This is a genomic window from Ramlibacter sp. GCM10027632, from assembly GCF_042675325.1.
Taxonomy (GTDB): Bacteria; Pseudomonadota; Gammaproteobacteria; order Burkholderiales; family Burkholderiaceae_C; genus Ramlibacter.
Genome location: NZ_JBHTGW010000007.1, coordinates 134,745 through 153,651, shown reverse-complemented (window position 1 = coordinate 153,651; position 18,907 = coordinate 134,745). Strand labels below are relative to the sequence as shown.

Here is an 18,907-nt window from a genome sequence, read left to right as displayed (position 1 = left end):
GAGACCTGATGACTTCGACCCTTCGCCGCCGCCTCGCCCTGGGGCTGGGCCTGGCCACGCTGTCCGCCGCGAGCGCGCCCGCCCTGGCGCAGACCGCCGCCTACCCGAACCGCCCCGTGCGCCTGATCGTCGGCTTCCCGGCCGGCACCGGCCCGGACATCGTGGCCCGCATCCTCGCGCAGAAGCTGTCCGAGGCCTGGGGCGGCGTGGGCGTGGTCGTGGACAACAAGCCCGGCGCCGGCGGCCTGATCGCCGCCACCGAGGCCGCCCGCGCCACGCCCGACGGCTACACCCTGATGCTGGGCGAAACCGGCCAACTGAGCATCGCGCCCAGCACCTACAACAAGCTGCCCTACGACCCGGCCAAGGACTTCGCCCCGGTGAGCCAGGTCGTCAGCGCAGACTTCGTGCTGCTGGTGAACCCGCAGAAGGTCCCCTCGCGCAACGTCAAGGACTTCGTCGCCTGGACGCAGCAGCAGAAGGGCCTGTTCATGGCCACGTTCGGCGCCGGCACGCCGGGCCACTTCGGCGCCTTCATGTTCGGCGACGCGGTCAAGCTCAAGCCCGAGGCCGTCCACTACAAGACCACGGCCGACGCCATCGGCGGCCTCCTGAGCGGGGACACGCAGGCCGTGTTCGCCAGCCTGGGCCTGGCCGTGCCGAACGTGAAGGCCGGCAAGCTGCTGGCCCTGGGCACCACCGGCGCCAGCCGCACCGCGCTGCTGCCCGACGTGCCGACCATCAAGGAGCAGGGCTACCCCAACCTGGAGTTCAGCTCCTGGTTCGGCGTGGTGGCGCCGTCCAAGGTGCCGGCCGACATCCTGGCCAAGCTCAGCGCGGACATCCAGAAGGCGGTGAAGGCGCCCGACGGCAAGGCCAAGCTGGAAGACGCCGGCTTCAAGGTGACCGGCACCACCCGCGAGGAGTTCGCCCGCGTCATCGCGGCCGACACCGTGACCTGGGGCAAGGCCGTGGCGGCCACCGGCTTCAAGGCCGACTGAGCACCGCCCTCCCCGCCCCATGAAAAAGCCCCGCGACGCGGGGCTTTTTTCTCGGGGGCTGCAGCCGACTCACTTCGCCGGCGCGTCGCCCGGCTTGGCGGCCTTGATCTCCACCTTGAAGCGCTGCTTCAGGAGGTCGTAGTAGGCCAGCGTCTCGGCCTGCGCCCACCACTGGGTGTACTGGGCGCGCTCGGCCTTCGCGGTCTGCTCGGGCACCGCCTCGCGGGGGATGGACTTGTTCACGCGCACGACGGCATAGCCGGCGTCGCCCAGGTCCACGCCCACCAGCGCCGGCAGGGCCGCCGGGTCGGCGCGCAGGGCGGCATCGACCACCGCGCGGGGCTGGTTGCCGGGGTTGTCGCGCGAGACCAGCACCGCCGCCGGCAGGCTGGCGGAGGCCGGGGTGGCCTTCCAGGCAGCCAGCTGGTCGGCGCCGGCCTTGCGGGCCAGCTCGGTGCCGCGCGCCGCCTTGACGCGCTCGACCACGCGGGCCTTCACTTCCTCCAGCGGCAGGGTGCGCGCCGGCACGTGCTGCGCGACGCGGCCGGCGACCATCAGGCCCGGCGTGACTTCGACCGCCTCGGTGTTGCGCTTCTTCTCGATGCTGTCCGCGGAGAACAGCGCGCCCAGGAACTTGGGGTTGGCCAGCGGGCCGCTGGCGCCCGGCGCCGGCGTGCGGGTGATGCCATTGGCGGTGCGGACCTCGAGCTTGAACTTCTCGGCCACGCCCTTGAGGCTGTCGGACTGCTCGTAGACGGCGTTGCTGAAGCTGTCGGCCGTCTCGGCGAACTTGCGCTGGGCCTGCTGCTGGCGCACCTGAGCCTCCAGCGCCGGGCGGGCCTCCTCGAAGCTCTGGACCTTGGGCGCCTTGATGTCGGTCAGCCGGATGATGTGGTAGCCGAAGTCGCTCTCGACGACGCCGCTGGTCTCGCCCTTCTTCAGCGCGAAGGCCGCGTCCTCGAACGGCTTGACCATGGCGCCGCGGGCGAAGAAGTCGAGGTCGCCGCCCTTGGTGGCGGAGCCCGGGTCCTGCGAGTTCTTGCGGGCCAGTTCGGCGAAGGACTCGGGGTTCTTGCGCACGGCGGCGAGCAGGTCCTCGGCCTTCTTCTTCGCGGCGGCGCGGGCGTCGGCGCCGGCCTCCTTGCCGGCGGCGATCAGGATGTGGCTGGCGCGGCGCTCCTCCTTGCCGGCATTGGCGGCGAGGTTCTGCTCGTAGTAGGTCTTGAGGTCGGCCTCGTTGACCGTGACGCCCTTCTTCACCGATTCGATGTCCAGCACCAGGTATTCCACGTTGGCCTGCTCCGGGGCCTGGAACAGCTGGGGGTTGGCCTTGTAGAAGGCCTCGACCTCGGCCTCGGTGGGCACGACCTTGGCGGCGTAGGCGGCAGCGTCGAAGCGCAGGACCTGCGCCTCGCGCTTCTCGAACCAGGCGCCCAGGGCCAGGGCGGCGGCGGCCTCGCTGGCGATGCCCGTGCCGCCGACGCCCGCCAGCACCTGGCGGCGGGAGAGGTCGGCGCGCAGGGAGGCCTCGAAGCCCTCGGGCGTGAGGCCCTGCTGCGCGGCGAGCTGGCGGTAGCGGACCATGTCGATCTTGCCGTCCGGTCCGCGCAGCGAGGCGATGACCGGGTTGGCCTGCAGCTCGCGAGCCAGCGACTCGTCGCTGGTGACCAGGCGCGACTTCTGCGCCGCGGCGGAGATCACGCGGTCATGCACCACCCGCTCCAGGGTGGCGTAGCGGGCCTCGGGCGCATCGAGCAGCTTGGGGTCCAGCGCGGGCATCTGCTGGCGCACGCGGTCGGCCTCGGCCTTGTGCGCGGCGTCCCATTCGCCCTGGCGGATGTCGCTGCCGTCGACCTTGGCGACCGACTCGCCCTTGTCGCTCATGCGGGTGTAGCTTTCAACGCCGAACAGCACGAAGGACGGAAAGATCAGCAGGAACAGCACGAACTGCAGGATCTTGGTGTGCTTGCGGACGAAATCGAACATGGGATCGGGGCTCTCCGGGGGAAGCTCGGGATTATCCGGTTTTTTGCACGGCGCCCGGCGCCCGCGGCCCGGCGGCCCTCAGGGGCATGGCGTCAGGGGTGCTGCCATTGATAGCGCATCACCGCCATCTCGTCCTGCCGCTTCTGCTCGCGGCGCTCGCGCTCGGCGCGGGCCTGGGCCTGGAACTGGTCGCGCACCTTCTCGGCCTTCTCCAGCGCCTGGCGCGCGGCGGCGACCGACTGCCCGAGCTGGCGGCACTGCAGGTCGGCCTGGCGGCTGGCGCGCACCGCCTGGTCCAGCAGCTGCTGGAGCTGGGCGATGAACTGGCGCTCGTTGAGGCGGTCGGCCATGAGCTGGCCGGCCGCGGCACTGGCCTCCTGGCGGCGGCGGTACTCGATGACCATGGCGTGCACGCGCTGCTCGCTGGCCTTGAGCTGGTCGCGGCGCGCCTGGGCCTGGGCCAGCTGCTGCTGGCAGGCCTCCAGCGCGCGCCGGGCCTTGTCCACCAGCAGGCTCCAGGCATCGGTCTTGGGAGGGGTCATGGTCGGCTCCGGGAAGAAACGGGATCGGGCGCGGAATGAACGGGCATGACGGATTCGTCCACCGCGTCTCAGGCCGCGGCGAGGATCTGGCGCACGGCGTCCAGGCAGTCGCCGTAGGCCACGCCCTCGTGCATGTCCTGGCGCAGGTAGTGCTCCAGCGCCGGGCGCAGGCGGATCGCCAGGTCCAGCTCCGGGTTGCTGCCCGGCACGTACGCGCCGACCTGGATCAGGTCGCGGCTCTGCTGGTAGAGGGACCACATGCGGCGGAAGCGGTTGGCGAGCTTCAGGGCCTCCGGGTCGAGCAGGCTGGGCATGATCCGGGAGATCGAGCCGGTGAGGTCGATCGCCGGGTAGTGCGCGGCGTCGGCCAGTGCCCGCGAGAGCATGACCTGGCCGTCCAGCGAGGCGCGGGCCAGGTCCACGATCGGGTCGTGGGCGTCGTCGCCCTCGGCCAGCACGGTGTAGATGGCGGTGATGGAGCCCAGGCCGGCGCGGCCCACGCCGGCGCGCTCGATCAGGTTCGGCAGCAGCGCGAAGACCGAGGGCGGGTAGCCCTTGGAGGTGGGCGGCTCGCCCACCGCCAGGCCGATCTCGCGCTGGGCGTGGGCCACGCGGGTGAGGCTGTCCACCAGCATCAGCACGTTCTTGCCCTGGTCGCGGAAGTACTCGGCGATGGTGTGCGTCATCAGCGTGGCCTTCAGGCGCTGCACCGGCGAGACGTTGGCCGGCGCGGCGACGACCACCGCCTTGGCCAGGCCCTCGGCGCCCAGCGACTCCTCGATGAAGGCCTGGACCTCGCGCCCGCGCTCGCCGATCAGGCCGATGACGACGATGTCGGCGCGGGTGTGGCGGGTGATCTGCCCCAGCAGCGTGGACTTGCCCACGCCGGAGCCGGCGACCAGGCCCACGCGCTGGCCGCAGCCCAGCGTGAGCATGCCGTTGATGGCCTTGACGCCGACGTCCAGCACCTGGGTGATGGGCCCGCGCTCCATCGGGTTGACCGGCCGCCCCAGCAGCGAGAGCCGGGTGTCGCAGCGCGGCGCGGGCTTGCCGTCCAGGGGCTCGCCCCGGCCGTCGATGACGCGTCCCAGGAGCTCGTGCCCCAGGCAGACGCTGGCGCTGTGGTTGACCACGCGCACGCTGGCGCCCGGGCCGATGCCCTGGGGCTCGGTGAAGGGCATCAGGTAGAGGGTCTGGTCGTTGAAGCCGACGACCTCGGCCTCGACGCTGTGGCCCGAGGGGTCGGCGATCTCGCAGCACGCGCCCAGCGGCGCCATGATGCCGCGCGCCTCCAGGCGCATGCCGACCAGGCGCACCAGGGTGCCGGTCTTGCGCGGGTCGGGCACGCGCACCTGCGAGAGCAGGCGGTCGACCTCGGTGTCGAAGGCGATCATGGCCGGGCGCTCACTGCGGCGGCTCCCAGGCGTCGGGCGCGGCGGCGGGCCCGGCCGGGGGCGGCGCGGGCGGCATCGCCGGCAGCACGCCGCCGTCGCGGCCCTCCTCCAGGGTCACCGCGGTGGCATCCACCACGTCGCCCAGGCCGCGCGGGCGGCGCAGCGGCGCGGCCTCCACCGGCTCGGCGGGGAAGGACTCCCGCAGCAGCACCGACTCGCCGGCGCGCGGGCCGGGCCGCGTCAGCAGGGGCTGGGCGATGGCGTCGAGGCGGTGCTCGATCAGGTCCTCCAGCAGCGTGTCGTCCAGGCGCAGGCGCACGCTGCCACGGTACAGGGATGCGTCCGGCTGCAGCTTGACCTCCTGCAGGAACGGCGGCGCGGCGGCCTGCAGCATCTGCGCGTCGTCCGGGTGCAGCGAGACCACCACGCCGGCGGCCGGCTCGTCCAGCGCCGAGAGGCACTGGCGCACGACCTGGGTGATGGCCTCGGCCGACGTGCGCAGCTCGCCGCGCACCAGCTGCTCGGCGATGTGCAGGGCCAGCCGCCGCAGCGGCTCGAACCAGCGCTGCGGGTCCTCCTTGAGGGCGCGCATCTCGATGGCCAGGGCGCGCAGCACCTCCGACTCGCGGGCGCGGTCGGCCTCCATCGCGGCGCGGGCCTCGGCGCGGCCGGCTTCCAGGCCGCGCTCATAGGCGCGCTCCTCGGCGGCGGCGAGCTCCTCGGGGCTGATGCCCGCGGCGGCGGGCGCCCCGGGGGCGGCCTCGCCACGCTGCGGCGCCCTCGCCTCCCGGGCCTCGTCGCTGGCGCCCTCCGCGACGCCCTGCGGCGCCGGCTCGCGCTCGAACGCCTGGGGCGCTTCCTCCAGGCCGGGCGCGGGGCCCTGCTCCAGCGACAGCGCCGGGTCGATGCGTTCGGTCACGCGCCAGGGGCCGAAGCTGTCGGCCTTGACCTCGTCCCAGGCGGCGCGCAGGAAGCGCGGCGTCTCCTTGCGCCCCAGCAGCAGCGGGCTGGGCACCCAGGCGGCGGGCGCCGGGCGCGGCGGGAAGTGGCGCACGTCAGACAAAGTCGTCCCCGCGGCCGGCCAGCATCATCTCGCCCGCATCGGAAAGCTTGCGCGCGATGCGGATCACCTGCTTCTGCGCCTCCTCGACGTCGGCCATGCGCAGCGGGCCGCGGGCCTCCATCTCGTCGACGAACATGAGGCGCGCGCGGGCCGACATGTTGTCCAGGAACTTGTTCTTGACCGTGTCGGGCGCGCCCTTCAGGGCCACCATCAGCATGTCGGACTCGACCGCGCGCATCAGGGTCTGGATGCTGCGGTTGTCCACGCCCGAGAGGTTCTCGAACACGAACATGTTGTCCTGGATCTTGAGCTTGAGGTCCTCGTCGATCTGCGACAGGCCGCCCATGATGGAGGACTCCAGGTCCACCTTCACGAAGTTCATGATCTTGGCCGCCGCCTTGATGCCGCCGAAGCTGGAGGACTTGGCCGAGGAGTTGTTCGAGAACTGCTTCTTCATGATGGCCTCGAGCTCCTCCATCGCCGAGGGCTGCACGGTCTCGAGGCTGGCCACGCGCTGGATGATCTCGGGGCGCGACTCGCCGGGCAGGTAGCTCAGGACGTCGGCCGCCACGTCGTACTCCAGCACCGACAGGATGATGGCGATCACCTGCGGGTGTTCGCCCGAGATCATGTCGGCGATGGAGCGCGCGTCCATCCACTTGAGGATCTCCAGGCCCTTGCTGCCCTGCCCCGGCATGATGCGCGAGAGCACCGAGGCGGCCTTGTCGTCGCCCAGGGCGCGCTTGAGGACCTTCTCCACGTAGTCGCCGGTGCCCAGGCCCAGGCTGGTCTGCTTCTTCAGGGTGGCGATGAATTCGTCGAGCACCACGTTCACCGTCTCCTGCGAGAGGTCGGCCACCGACACCATCGCCGCGCCCAGGGCCTGGACCTCCTTGGGGTTCATGAACTTGATGATCTCCGCGGCCTGCTGCTCGCCGAGCAGCAGCATCAGCACCGCGGCGCGCTGGGTGCCCGAAAGCGAATCGAGTTCGGCCTTGACTTCCTCGGGCAGGAAGTCCGCGGCGTTGAGGGTGGCGTCGGCCTTGACCGCCGGCAGGGTGTTCGCTTCAGCCATGGGCTTGCTCCGTCTCTTGTCTCACGGCAGGTCAGGAGACCTTGATCATGTTCTTGAACACGTTGGCGACGCGGGCGGAATCCTCGGCCACCAGCATGCGCACCAGGGCGACCTTGTCGTCGTACGTGTTGGCGGTGTCGAGCATGTCGATGGAGATGCTCGAGCGCTTGGGCTTGAGCTTGGCCTTGATCTCCTCGAGCGAGTCGCCCTCGCCCAGCTGGATCATGCGCATGTCCTCCTCGCTCAGCTCGCCGTCGGCAGGCTTCTTCTCGGCGTCCTCGGCCACGGCCTCCTCGGCAGGCTTGACGAAGACCGCGCGGATCACCGGACGCACCACCACGAACAGGAAGGCCAGGGCCACCAGGGCGATCATCCCGCTCTTGAAGCCGAGGTGGACGTCGGGATGCAGGTACCAGGGGGTGGCCCGCACCGGCTCGTCGGCCTCGAAGCGTGCGGGCACCACGGAGACCAGGTCGCCGCGCTTGTCGTCGAAGCCGATCACGCCGCGCACCAGCTCGGTCATGCGGTCGAGTTCCTCCTTGGAGTAGGGCTGGGACTTGGGCGCATTGGCGGCGGGCGCGGAGGCGCCGGGCGCCGGCGCGGGGGCCGGGCGCTCGTTCACCACCACGGCCACGCTCACGCGCTGCACGCCGCCGGTGGCGTTGCGCACATGGCGCACGGTGCGATCGAGCTCGTAGTTGCGGGTGGAGCGGCTGCTGGTGGTGCCGGTGGACTCGGACTGGCCCTTGTTCGGGTCGGCCTGGGTGGCGGTGCTGGTGCCGGGGTTGGAGGGCGCGGTATTGGACAGCGCGCCGGGCACGCCCTCGGCGCTGCGGCGCTGGCCGCGGTCCTCGGCCAGCACCTCGGAGCGGGTGCGCGGGCCCTTGTCGGCGGTGTCGAAGTCCTCGGTCGTGCTCTCGATCTGGGTGAAGTCCAGGGCCAGGTTCACCTGCGAGCGCACGTTGGCCTCGCCCACCACCGGGCCGAGGATCTGCAGGATGCGGCTGCGATACAGCTCCTCGAGCTGCTGCTTGTGCGCGCTCTGGGCCGCCGTCATCCCCAGCTTCAGGTCGCCGGCGGACTCGGTCATGAGCTTGCCGACGTTGTCGACCACGGTGACGTTGTCGGGGGTGAGGTAGGGCACGCTGGAGGAGACCAGGTGGACGATGGCCTGCACCTGCGAGGCCGAGACCGCGCGGCCCGGGTGGGGCGTGACGACCACCGAGGCCTTGGGCGCGACGCGTTCGCGCACGAACACGCTCTGGCGCGGGGTGGCCAGGTGCACGCGGGCGCCGGCGATGGTGCCGATCTGGGTGATGCTGCGCGCCAGCTCCTGCTCCATCGCGGCATTCACCCGCACCTGCTCCATGAACTGGCTGGTGGTCATGGAGGACTGGTCCTTCAGGCCCTCCAGGCCGACCGCGCCGGTCTTGGGCAGGCCCTGCGAGGCCAGGAAGATGCGGGCCTCGTGGAAGCGGTCGACCGGCACGGTGAGCTGGCCGGACTGCGAGTCGATCTTCGGCTTGAATTCGGCGGTGCGCAGCGCGTCGTACGCAGCCTGCTGGTCGGCCTCGGACAGGCCGGGCATGACCGGCCGGTACGGCGTGGCCTGCATCCAGGCGTAGACCAGGCCGAAGGCCAGCAGCGCGAGGATGACGACGAAGGCCGGGATGGCGCGGCGCACGGCCGGCTGCTGCAGCACGCGGCGCGCGCCGGCGACGAGGTCGCCCCCGGCGGGCACGAGCGCGCCGCCGGCGGCGGCGGCATTGGCGGCATTGGCGGTGGTGGCGGCGTGGTCCCCTGCGGGCACGAGGGCCTGGGACGTGCCGGGTGCGGCGGCGGCCGTCCCCGGGGTCATGGTGGCGGTGGCTGTGGCCATGGCGGGTCTCTTGTCTCTCGTCTCAGGTCAGGGGGTCACACCGGCATGTTGAGGATGTCCTCGTACGCCTTGAGGACCTTGTTGCGCACCTGGAGGGTGGCTTCGAAGGCCAGGGAGGACTTCTGCATGCCCAGGACCACGTCGGTCAGGGGCACGTCGTCGCCGCGCTCGAAGGAGGCCTGCAGGCGGCTGGACTCGGCCTGCAGCTCGTTGACCTTGCCGACGGCGCCCTTGACCAGGTCGGCGAAGCCGGCGCGGCCGGTGCCCTGCGTGCCCTGCAGGTCCTGGACGCCGGGGGCGACCGGGGCCTGCACGCCCGAGCCGGCCTCGGACTGCAGCGCGCGCAGCGTGGCCAGCATGGACTGGATGTTGGCGGCGGAGGTGGCGCGTTCGATCATGCGGCGCTCCCTTGCAGTTCACCCGGCAGGCCCAGGCCCTGGGCGCGCAGCTGGGCCAGCTTGTAGCGCAGCGTGCGCGGGCTGATGCCCAGGCGCTGCGCCGCCTCGTTGCGGCTGGCGGTGGCGGCCAGGGTCGCCATGATGATGCGGTGCTCGTTGTGGCGGGTGGCGCTTTGCAGGTCGGTGGGCGGCGCGGCGGGGGCGCCGGCCTCCTCGGCGTGGGCGGCGGCCTGGCTGGCGGTGTCGATCGCCGCAGGCTGCGCGGAGGCGGCGGCGGCCACCGGCGCCAGCGCGGCGAACGAGGCGGCTGCCGGGTACGGCGCGATCACGGCTGCGGCGCCGGCGGCAGGCACCGGCATCGCCGGCACGGCGGGCATCGCCGGCGCCACCGGCGCGGCCTGTGCCGGCTCGAGCCAGTCGTCGAACATCAGCTGCGCGGGACCGACCCGGCCGTCGGCGCTGATCACCACGGCGCGGCGCATCACGTTCTCCAACTCGCGCACGTTGCCGGGCCAGGGGTACTGCAGCAGCATCTGCTGCGCCTCCGGCGTGACCTGCCACTCGCCGCCCGGCGCGGGGTGGCGCGAGAGGAATTGCAGGGCCAGCGGCAGGATGTCGCCGGTACGCTCGGCCAGCGGCAGCAGGCGCAGGCGGAAGGTGGCGATGCGGTAATAGAGGTCCTCGCGGAACTCGCGCGCGGCGATGGCGGCGCGCAGGTCCTTGTTGGTGGCGGCGACCAGGCGCACGTTGACCGGCACCGCCGCCTCGCTGCCCAGGCGCACGACCTGGCGCTCCTGCAGCACGCGCAGCAGCTTGGCCTGCAGGTGGAACGGCATCTCGCCGATCTCGTCGAGGAACAGGGTGCCGCCGTCGGCCTGCTCGAACAGGCCCTTGTGCGCGCGGGTCGCGCCGGTGAAGGCGCCCTTCTCGTGGCCAAAGAGCTGGCTCTCGATCAGCTGCTCCGGCAGCACCGCGCAGTTGATGGCGACGAAGGGGCCGTGGCGGCGCGCGGAGGATTCGTGCAGCACGCGGGCCATGACCTCCTTGCCGGCGCCGGTGGGGCCGACCAGCAGGGTCGTGACGTCGGCGACGGACACGCGCTGCGCCAGGGCCAGCAGGTGGCGGCTGGCGGGGTCGACGAAGACGGCGCGGCGCAGCGGCGCGGCCGGCGTCGCGGGCGATCGGTCGTGGGTCGGGGCGTGGCTCAGGGTCATGTCGCGGTGTCTCGTGAGGCGTGCGGCGGCCCTGTTCGCAACCGCCGTGCCACCGGCGGCAGGCGATTGCCGCCATTGCCTTTGGGTTAACCGGGGCACCGGGCCTTAAGCCGATGCGGTTAACGGCCTGTCGGAAAGCCGCTGCGGCTTGCCGGCATTCCGACAGCGCGGATGTCGGCGGCCCATCACGCGGCGGGCCCGGCATCGGCAAGGAATGGCCTGCGGCGGGCTGGCTTGGAATTTGCAGACCCCAGGGGAACGGCAAACCCTCGCCACCCCACTGCGGAGACCCCATGAAACTCAATCCGGTGATGCATTTCACCCTGACGCGGCTGAACACGGCGCTGGTCCAGGGCGACGAAGCCATGCTGCTCGAGTGCCTGAACGCGGTCGACCTGCAGACCCTGCTGTCGCAGGACACGATCCGCAAGGTCCGCGCGCGCGGAAAGATCCCGATGGTCAACTTCCTGTGCACGCTGGCGGTGGCCAACGAGGTGGAGCCCGCCCGGGCCCAGGTCTGGTTGGACTGCTACCACTCCGTCTCCACCGGCGGCCTCACCGAGGGCCTGCGCCGGCTGTCCGCCAACAACGTGCTGCGCCAGGCGGTGCAGGCGCAGGTGCGCAAGGCGCCGCTGCAGCCCGCGGAATTGAAGAACACCAAGGGCTCGGACACGCAGTGGCACGACGCCTTCGAGCTGTGCGTGGACCTGAAGGACTGGGTGTCCGCCGTGAGCCTGCTGGAGACGCTCGGCGCCAAGCGCATCGAGACGGCCCGCTGGCTGCGCATCTCGCGCACGCTGTCCGAGCGGCAGGTGCTGCTGGTCGACCCCTCGGGGATGGCCCAGGTCGACGTGGATTACGCACGCCTGGCGCGCCTGTACCAGCTTTGCACCAACGCCGCCCGCAACGCCAAGGCGCATGAAGTGGTGCGCTCGCTGGACTTCCTGCGGGCGCGCTGCCTGGAAACCGGCGGCGACCACGAGGCCGCCATCGCCCTGCTGCGCCCGCTGGACAAGGGACGCGAGTCCAACCGCATGAAGGTCACGATCGCCCGCAACCAGTGCAAGGCCGGCGACCTGGCCGGCGCGATCGCCACCATCGACGATGCCCTGCGCGGCTTCCGCCTGGAGGACCCCCGCGAGGACGACGAGGACGCCGCGCAGCACGCGATGCAGGCGCCCCAGCCGAAGAAGGAGGGCTTCAACGTGGCCAAGGCCTCGCAGGCCCTGAGCGACCTGGCCCAGATCTTCCGCGCCAACGACCTGAAGATGTTCCTGGTCTCCGGCACCCTCCTGGGCTACGAGCGCGAGGGCAAGCTGCTGGACCACGACAAGGACATCGACATCGGCGTGATCGGCTGGGAGAACCAGTACGCGATCTGCCTGGCGATCCAGCAAAGCGGCCTGTTCACCGTGGAGCCCAAGTTCCTCAAGGGCGCGCGGGCCTACTACATCCCGGTGGTGCACAACCTCACCGGCATCTGCATCGACATGTTCATCTACTACCCGCAGGACGGCATGCTGGTCACCGGCGTGGACTTCTTCTTCGGGTACCGCCAGACCTTCGCCTTCACCCCGTTCGACCTCAAGCCGGTGAACTTCCTGGGCGTGGACATGTACGTGCCCGGCGACACGCCGCGCAACCTGGAGGAGAACTTCGGCAACTGGCGCGTGCCCGACGCCAGCTACATCTCGCACCTGGAGTCGCCCTCCACGATGGACAAGGGCGGCCCGGCCTTCATGCTGACGGCCCGCCTCACCGCCCTGGGCATGCTGCTGACGGAAAAGCCGGTCAAGCTGCGCAAGGTGATCGCGGTGCTGCGCGCCTACGCGGACCGCCCGCTGGCGATGGACCCTGCCCTGCTCGCGCGCCTGGAGCGCGCCTGCGAACAACTCGAACGCGCCGCCGCGCCCCGCGCGGCCGCCGCCACCCTGCAACTGGAGGAAGCCTGTGCCTGATCAAACGTCCGTCATCCTGCTGGCCGGCGGCACCGGCACCCGCATCGGCGGCGACCAGGCCAAGCAGTTCATCCGCATTGCCGGCAAGCCGGTGCTGGCCCACACCTACGAGGCGCTGCGCCGCCACCTGCCCGAGGCGCTGATCGCGATCGTGGCGCCGGTCGACGCCCTCGACCAGGTGCGCGCGATGATCAAGCTCGGGGACCGGGACCTGGTGGTCGCGGGCGGCAGCTCGCGCCAGGCCTCCACGCTCAAGGGCCTGAAGGCCCTGGCGCCGCACCAGCCGGCCAATGTCTTGATCCACGACGCGGCGCGCCCCTTCGTGAGCGGCCAGATCATCCACGACGTGCTCGACGCGCTCGAGAAGAACGAGGCGGTGGACGTGGCCATTCCCACGGCCGACACCATCATCGTGGAGCGGGACGGCTACATCCAGTCCATCCCCAAGCGCCAGCACATCCTGCGGGGCCAGACGCCGCAGGCCTTCCGCTTCCGCACCCTGGTGGACTGCTACGCCGAGGTGGGCGAGGAGCGGCTGCAGCAGTTCACCGACGACTGCGGCATCTACCTCGAGTGCCATCCCATGGGCAAGGTGCGCATCGTCCAGGGCAGCGAGGAGAACTTCAAGATCACCCACCCGGTGGATCTGGTGCTGGCCGACGAGATGTTCCGCATCCGCTCGCAGCAGGTGGCGGCGGACCGCCCCGGCATCGACGCCCGCGGCAAGAACGTGCTGATCTTCGGCGGCACCGCCGGCATCGGCAAGGCCATGGCCGACATCATGGAGAGCGCCGGCTCGCGCGTGATCGCGCGATCGCGCAGCAACGGCTGCGACATCGCCCGCGAGGCGGACGTGAAGCTGGCCATCTCCGAGGCCTGGAAGGCGATGGGCCAGATCGACGTGGTCGTCAACGCCGCCGGCCTGTTGCGCACCAGCGAGCTGGCGACGCAGGACTCGCAGGACATCGCCGACCAGATCCACGTCAACCTGCTCGGCGCCGCCTGGATCGCCAAGTGGAGCCATGCCCCGCTGAAGGAGACCCGGGGCACCCTGGTGCAGTTCGCCTCGTCCTCGTACACGCGCGGCCGGGCCGACCATGTGGTCTATGCCGCGACCAAGGCGGCCATCGTGAACATGACCCAGGGCCTGAGCGAGGAATGGGCAGCCGACGGCATCCGCGTCAGCTGCATCGTGCCGGGCCGCACCGACACCGAGATGCGCCGCGCCAACTTCAAGGGCGAGGCCCAGGACTCCCTGAGCAACCCCTACCAGGTCGCCCTGGGCGCGGCGCGCGCGGCGTGCTCGCCGGTGAGCGGGCAGGTGGAGCGGGTCTGAGGCCGGCGATGTCTTCCCCGCGCCCGGCTTCGGCATCGACCCCCTCCCGGCTCCAGGCCGGACTCGAGCGGCTGCGCGCCGCGTGGGATGCGGGCTACCCCGACCTTCCCTGGAGCGGCCAGCCCCTGCGCGTCGAGGTCGACGCCGATGTCCGCGCCACCGAGTTCCACGTCATCTTCACGCACCTCGCGGCCATGCCCTCCTTCGATGTCGAATGGCGGCAGCCCCGCGCCGCCGGCGCCGGGAACGTCGGGCTGGAGATCGAGGTGCCGCAGGACAGCCCGGGCCTGCTGCTGAAGCTCAAGGGCTTCGACAGCAGCGAGATCCGCTCGATCATCCTGCGCCAGGACCCGCTCGAAGTCCGGGTCTCGGGCATCGTCTGCCTCCAGAAGGACGAGGCCCGCGGCGAATGGATCGTCATCTACAACACGGCCGACCGCGTGCGCAGCGTCAAGCAGGTCCTCTCGGTCTGCCTGCCGCCTGCCAAGGGCCCCCGGGAAGAGAGCCTCCACGGCTTCCTGCATGCGCTCGTCGAACAGGACTTCCCCCGGGCGGCGGGCCACCTCGCAAAGGCGGGGCCGGCCGCCAGCATCCGCAGCGAGCTGGGCTGGCTGACCGACAGGTTCCAGGTGCAGGCCAACGCCCATGGCGTCAAGCGCACCTTCCGGTTCTGGAGCGAGACCGAGAAGCAGGCCTACCTGCGCAAGGCGCTCGACATCGTGACCGTGCTGCAGCGCCTGACCCCCAACGCGTGCATCAGCGGCGGCGCGGTCCTCGGCCACCGGCGCGAGGGCAAGCTGCTCGATCACGATGACGACCTGGACATCGTGGTCGGCGTCGGCATGCAGCAGTTCGGTGGCCTGGGACCGACGCTCGAGGCCATCGCCCAGGCGCTCACCGCCGAGGGATTCAAGGTCAAGGGCCACTTCTTCGCCCACCTGTGGATCGAGACCGACACCGCCACCGGGCAGACCCTGGACGTGTTCGTCGCGATCCTGGAGGACGAGCGCGCCTCGTTCTACCCGTCGAGGCGCAGGGCGCTGGCCGCCAGCGACCTGTTCCCCGCCGCGATGCAGCGGCTCGAAGGCATCGATGTCCCGATGCCAAGGTCCATCGACGGGTACCTGAACGGCGTGTACGGCAGCAGCTGGCACACGCCCGACCCGGACTTCCACCATCCCTGGGACCGGTCGGAATACGCCGACCTGTCCGGCCCGCGCCGCCGCCACGCCATCTGGACGCGCGGCGAGCTCCAGGCCAACGAGCGCCGCAAGGCGGCCGGGGGCTAGCCCCCCGCGAGGCAGGCGCCCCGGCGCCAGGCACGCACACAGCGAGAAAGGCGAACCATGACCACGGTGATCACGTACGGGACCTTCGATCTCTTCCATGTGGGGCATGTCCGCCTGCTCGAGCGCCTGCGGGCCTTGGGCGACCGCCTCATCGTCGCGGTGTCGACGGACGAGTTCAATGCGCTCAAGGGCAAGAAGGCCGCCGTCGGCTTTGCCGACCGCTGCGAGATCCTGCGGGCGGTCCGGCATGTCGACCTGGTCATCCCGGAGTGCAACTGGGGCCAGAAACGCAGCGACATCGTCAACTACGGCGTGGACATCTTCGGCATGGGCGACGACTGGGCCGGCCGGTTCGACGACCTGCGCAGCCTGTGCGAGGTGGTGTACCTGCCCCGCACGCGCGGCATCTCCACCACCGACCTCAAGCGCGAAGTCGCCGCAGCGCGCGGCTGAGTCGCTGCGGGCGCCGGCCACCCCTGCGCCGCCCGCCCTCCCGCCAACAACACGACGGGCCCGCCTCCGCAAGGAGACGGGCCCGTCGTCCATGGGGCGCCGCCCCGGATCAGGCGACGTCCAGCGCGCCGATCTGGTCGGAAGTCATCGCGTCGATCTGCGCCGAGGTCAGGGCCCGGACCTGGTCGCTGCCCAGTGCGCCGATCTGGTCGGTGTTCATGTTGCGGATGAACGTGGTCGACAGCGAGCCGATCTGGTTGGCACTCAGCGCCGCGATGTTGCTGCTGCTGATGGTCGTGATCGTGGACGCCGTCAGGCTGTTCAGCTGGGTGGAGGCCATCGCGCCGAGCTGGCTGCTGGTCAGCGCCGCGACCTGGCTGGAGTCCAGCGAGCCGATCTGGCTGTTGGTCATCGCGCCGATCTGCGCAGTCGTCAGCGTGGCGATGCGGTCGCTGGTCAGCTCGTCCAGCTTGGTGTTGGACAGCTGGGCGAACTGCGTCGGCAGGATGCCTTGCAGCTGCGTGCTGCTCAGCGAGCCGAACTCGCCGCTCTCCAGCGCGCCGATCTGGCCGTAGGACATGGCGCCCAGCTGCGAGGCACGCAGCGAGACGACCTGCTCGGTGGTCAGCGCGGCGATGAAGCCGGAGTTCAGGCTGCGCACCTGCGCGGTCGTCAGCGCCGCCACGTCCTCGGTGTCCAGCGCGGCGATCAGGGACGAGCCCAGTCCGTTGAGCTGGCCCGCGGACAGGCCCTGCACCTGGGTGCTGCTCAGGGCCTGGATGTGCGTGGAACTCAGCTGGTTGAGCGCCGCGGTGGTCAGGCCGCTGATGTAGCTGGACGACAGGCCGGCGATCTGCGAGGTGGTCAGCTCGGCGATCTTGGTCGTCGACATGCTGGCCAGCTGCGCGGCGGTGAGGCCGTTCATCTGGCTGCTGTCAAGCAGGCTCAGGTCACCCGAGTCGAAGGCCTCGATCTGGGTGCTGGTCAGCGCACTCAGCTGGCTGCTGCGCAGGGCCTTGACCTGCTCGCTGGTCAGGGCCTTGATGGCCGTGGTGGTCAGGTTGCGGATCTGGGCGGTGCTCAGGGCGGCGACATCGGCCGTGTCCAGCGCGACGATGCCGTCGGAGCCGAGGCTGACCAGCTGGGCCGAGGTCAGGGACTGCACCTGCGTGCTGGTCAGGGCCTGGACCTGGTCGGTGCTCAGCTTGGCCACGTTGCCCGTGCTCATCGCGGACACCTGGGCCGCGGTCAGGGCCTGGACCTGGCCGGTCGTCAGCTCGGCGATCCGGTCGGAGCTGAGCTGGGCGAACTGGCCGGCGGCGATGCCCTGGAGCTGCGCGCTGTTCAACTGCCCGAACTCACCGTTGTCCAGCACCTCGATCTGGCGGTAGGTCATCGCGCCCAGCTGGCTGGCGCGCAGCGAGCCCACCTGGTCGGAAGTCAGGGCCCGGACCTGGGTGGTGGTCAGGCCGGAGACCTGCACGTTCGACATTGCGGCCACGTCCACCGTGTCCAGGGCTGCGATGCCGTCGGTGGTCAGCTTGTTCAGCTGGGCCGCCGTCAGGGCCTGGACCTGGGTGGAAGTGAGGGCCTGGACCTGGTCGGTGCCGAGGTTGGCGATGACCGAGGTGCTGAAGGCGCGCACCAGGTCGGCCTGCAGCGAGGCGATCTGGTCGGTGGACAGCTCGCTCACCTTGGCCGAGGTCAGCCCGGCCACCTGCCCCGCGCTCAGGCCGCGCAGCTGGTCGGTGCTCAGCTGGGCGAGGTCACCGCTCTGGAGCGCCGCGATCTGCGAGTTGCTCAGCAGCCCGATCTGGGTGCTGCTCAGGCCGCCGAGCTGGTCGGTCGTCAGGGCCTGGATGAAGGCGGTGCCCAGGCCCTTGACCTGCGCGGCGGTGAGGGCGGCCAGGTCGTCGGTCTCGATCGCCGCGATCGCATCCGTCGATAGCCTGTTGAGCTGGTTGGCACTCAGGGCGCGTACCTGGTCGGACGACAGCGCGATGACCTGGTCGCTGCCCAGGGCGCCGACCTGGTTGTTGGTCAGCTTCATCAGCTGGGCGTTGCTCAGGCCGGCGAGCTGGTCGGTGGTGATCGCGGCGATCTGCGTGGTGGTCAGCTGCTCGATCTGCGAGGGCTTGAGGTTGCCCAGCTGGGTCGAACTCAGGGCCACCAGGTCCTCGGTCTCGACCGCCTGCAGCTGTGCGGCGGTGAGGTTGGTCAGCTGGATGTTCTGCAGGCTGGTGAACTGCTCGGTGCTCAGGCCCTTGATGAAGTCGGTCGACAGGCTCTTGAGCGTGCCCACCGAGATCGCCTGGACCTGCGAGGAGTCCAGCAGCGCCAGGTTGTCCGTGCTCAGGGCGCTGAGCTGGTTGGCGCTGAGCAGGGCGACCTGGCTGGTGGTCAGGCTCGTCACCTGGTCGCTGGTCAGCGCACGCAGCTGGGTCGTGGTCAGGCTGTTCAGCTGGAATTTGCCGAAGGCCCCCAGCTGCTCGGTCGTCAGGGCCGCCACCTGGTCGGTCGTCAGCTGGTTGAGCTGGTTCGCGCGCAGGTAACCGAGCTGGTCGGTGCCCATCGCGGCCAGGTCCTCGGTCTCGATGGCCTGGATCTGGGCGCTGTTCAGGGACAGCAGCTGTGCGCGGCTGAGGACGCCGACCTGCTCGGTGCTGAGCGCCGCGATGATGCCGGAGGACAGGTTGGCGACCTGGCCGACCGTGAGGGCCTCCAGGTCCTCGGTCTCGAGGCTCAGGAAGCTGTCCGTGCTCATGGCGCTGATCTGGTTGGCCGTGAGCAGGCGGATCTGCTCTGTGCTCAGCGCCCGCACATGGTCGGACTCCAGGCTCGCCATGAAACTGGTGCTCAGGCCCTTGACCTGCCTGGCCGAGATCGCCTGGATCTGGTCGGTGTCCATGGCCGCGACCACGTCCGACGACAGGCTGTTCAGCTGGGCCGCGGACATGGCGGCGATGTCCGCGGTGTCGAACGAGCTGATGTGGGAGGTGGTCAGCGCGGCGAGCTGGGCGGTGGTGAGGGACTTGATCTGCGAGCCCGAGAACACCTCGAGCCGGCTGTAGATGGCCGAGTCCTCGGCCGCCAGCTGGGTCGCGTCGAAGGCCGCGACCTGCTTGCCGCTGAGGATGGCGATGTCCTCCGTGCCCAGGGCGGCGATCTGCTCGCTCTTGAGGGCACGGATCTGCGCCGTGTTCAGCTGCTTGACATCCGCCGTGGTCAGTGCCGCGACCTGGCTGGTGGTCAGGCTGGAAATGGCACTGGGCGTGAACGAGGTGATGACCGACATGAAGACTCCTTGCCGGGGGCGCGA

General features: G+C 70.8%; 14 protein-coding genes. 5 read left to right on the top strand and 9 right to left on the bottom strand.

Features of this window, described 5'->3' with window-relative positions; translation table 11 throughout:
* The first annotated feature begins 8 nt into the window (after nt 1-8).
* The gene (locus ACFQZY_RS12370; protein WP_377416150.1) at nt 9-1,001 is read left to right on the top strand and encodes a Bug family tripartite tricarboxylate transporter substrate binding protein; all 993 of its coding nucleotides are present in this window, start codon (nt 9-11) and stop codon (nt 999-1,001) included.
* A gap of 69 nt (nt 1,002-1,070) precedes the next feature.
* Here the strand turns inward: ACFQZY_RS12370 and ACFQZY_RS12365 are convergent, their stop codons facing one another.
* From ACFQZY_RS12365 to ACFQZY_RS12330, 8 genes are all read right to left on the bottom strand, one after another.
* Nucleotides 1,071-2,987: a SurA N-terminal domain-containing protein gene (locus ACFQZY_RS12365; protein ID WP_377416148.1), complete on the bottom strand. Its 1,917-nt coding sequence runs from the start codon at nt 2,985-2,987 to the stop codon at nt 1,071-1,073.
* 92 nt (nt 2,988-3,079) lie between these two features.
* A complete protein-coding gene (locus ACFQZY_RS12360; protein WP_377416146.1) occupies nt 3,080-3,529 on the bottom strand; it encodes a flagellar FliJ family protein in 450 nt (149 codons plus the stop codon).
* A 68-nt stretch (nt 3,530-3,597) separates the two neighbouring features.
* Nucleotides 3,598-4,923 carry a FliI/YscN family ATPase gene (locus tag ACFQZY_RS12355; protein WP_377416144.1) on the bottom strand — a complete coding sequence of 442 codons (1,326 nt, stop codon included), beginning with the start codon at nt 4,921-4,923 and terminating at the stop codon, nt 3,598-3,600.
* Between the two features lie 10 nt (nt 4,924-4,933).
* The gene (locus ACFQZY_RS12350; protein WP_377416330.1) at nt 4,934-5,977 is read right to left on the bottom strand and encodes a FliH/SctL family protein; all 1,044 of its coding nucleotides are present in this window, start codon (nt 5,975-5,977) and stop codon (nt 4,934-4,936) included.
* A gap of 1 nt (nt 5,978) precedes the next feature.
* Complete coding sequence (fliG, locus tag ACFQZY_RS12345) at nt 5,979-7,061, bottom strand: flagellar motor switch protein FliG (protein ID WP_377416142.1); 1,083 nt, start codon at nt 7,059-7,061, stop codon at nt 5,979-5,981.
* A 31-nt stretch (nt 7,062-7,092) separates the two neighbouring features.
* On the bottom strand, nt 7,093-8,940 hold the full coding sequence (gene fliF, locus ACFQZY_RS12340; RefSeq protein WP_377416140.1) for a flagellar basal-body MS-ring/collar protein FliF: 1,848 nt from the start codon (nt 8,938-8,940) through the stop codon (nt 7,093-7,095).
* 35 nt (nt 8,941-8,975) lie between these two features.
* Nucleotides 8,976-9,338 carry a flagellar hook-basal body complex protein FliE gene (gene fliE, locus ACFQZY_RS12335; RefSeq protein WP_377416138.1) on the bottom strand — a complete coding sequence of 121 codons (363 nt, stop codon included), beginning with the start codon at nt 9,336-9,338 and terminating at the stop codon, nt 8,976-8,978.
* Entirely contained in the window at nt 9,335-10,552 is a 1,218-nt protein-coding gene (locus tag ACFQZY_RS12330) for a sigma-54 interaction domain-containing protein (RefSeq protein WP_377416136.1), read from the bottom strand. The genes fliE and ACFQZY_RS12330 overlap by 4 nt, the downstream gene beginning before the upstream one ends.
* Nucleotides 10,553-10,845: 293 nt before the next feature.
* Here ACFQZY_RS12330 and ACFQZY_RS12325 point away from each other — a divergent pair, with 293 nt between their 5' ends.
* Genes ACFQZY_RS12325 through ACFQZY_RS12310 form a run of 4 tightly spaced genes read left to right on the top strand, consistent with a single transcriptional unit; the run spans nt 10,846 to nt 15,588 of the window.
* Nucleotides 10,846-12,510: a hypothetical protein gene (locus tag ACFQZY_RS12325; RefSeq protein WP_377416134.1), complete on the top strand. Its 1,665-nt coding sequence runs from the start codon at nt 10,846-10,848 to the stop codon at nt 12,508-12,510.
* Complete coding sequence (gene ispD, locus ACFQZY_RS12320) at nt 12,503-13,846, top strand: 2-C-methyl-D-erythritol 4-phosphate cytidylyltransferase (protein WP_377416132.1); 1,344 nt, start codon at nt 12,503-12,505, stop codon at nt 13,844-13,846. Before ACFQZY_RS12325 ends, ispD begins: the two co-directional genes overlap by 8 nt.
* An 8-nt stretch (nt 13,847-13,854) precedes the next feature.
* Nucleotides 13,855-15,135, top strand: a complete 1,281-nt coding sequence (locus ACFQZY_RS12315) for a hypothetical protein (RefSeq protein ID WP_377416130.1) — start codon at nt 13,855-13,857, stop codon at nt 15,133-15,135.
* Nucleotides 15,136-15,192: 57 nt separating this feature from the next.
* A complete protein-coding gene (locus tag ACFQZY_RS12310) occupies nt 15,193-15,588 on the top strand; it encodes an adenylyltransferase/cytidyltransferase family protein (protein ID WP_377416128.1) in 396 nt (131 codons plus the stop codon).
* A 109-nt stretch (nt 15,589-15,697) separates the two neighbouring features.
* Here the strand turns inward: ACFQZY_RS12310 and ACFQZY_RS12305 are convergent, their stop codons facing one another.
* The gene (locus tag ACFQZY_RS12305) at nt 15,698-18,883 is read right to left on the bottom strand and encodes a hypothetical protein (RefSeq protein ID WP_377416126.1); all 3,186 of its coding nucleotides are present in this window, start codon (nt 18,881-18,883) and stop codon (nt 15,698-15,700) included.
* Between the last annotated feature and the right edge of the window lie 24 nt (nt 18,884-18,907).